Source organism: Virgibacillus sp. M23 (genome assembly GCF_034190895.1).
Taxonomy (GTDB): Bacteria; Bacillota; Bacilli; order Bacillales; family Amphibacillaceae; genus Virgibacillus; species Virgibacillus salarius.
Genome location: NZ_JAWDHA010000236.1, coordinates 1 through 470, shown reverse-complemented (window position 1 = coordinate 470; position 470 = coordinate 1). Strand labels below are relative to the sequence as shown.

Sequence of the window (470 nt, the reverse complement as noted above, 5' to 3'; positions counted from 1 at the left end):
CACTGTGCTTAAAAACATCATAGACGTCACAATGACAATTCCGCCGCCAAGACCGATCAGACTTCCTACCGTACCTGAGATTAATCCCAGGAAGACCAACATCACAAACGACATCAGTAAAAACCTCTTTTCTAAAATAAATCGAGCTGTCTCGGAGCAAGTCCGCTGTACTCGATATCAAGCAGTTCAAGCATCTGCTTGCCGTTATCCGCCGCGTCACCGCCGGAATTATTGTTGAACAGGACAAAAACATCCTTACATTGCTGCTGCAATTCATTCAGGTGCTTTTTCCAATCCTCCAGCTCCTGTTGGTTGTAGCGGTATAGGTACCTGACCTCGCGCCAGTTTTTCCCGCAGTCAGGCTTCATCCAGCCCTGCTAGTTGCGTCCGTGAAACCTGACGAGCGTTTTGTTTTCATCGGTCGCGCGCAGCACAGTCGGAACGCTGACTTCTCCGATTTGCGGTTCATC

General features: G+C 49.1%; 2 pseudogenes. Both read right to left on the bottom strand.

Going from position 1 to position 470, the window contains the following annotated elements:
* Positions 1 to 114, bottom strand: a pseudogene (locus RVS70_RS22285) (hypothetical protein); the annotation flags it as partial.
* 17 nt (positions 115 to 131) lie between these two features.
* Positions 132 to 470, bottom strand: a pseudogene (locus tag RVS70_RS22280) (DUF72 domain-containing protein); the annotation flags it as partial.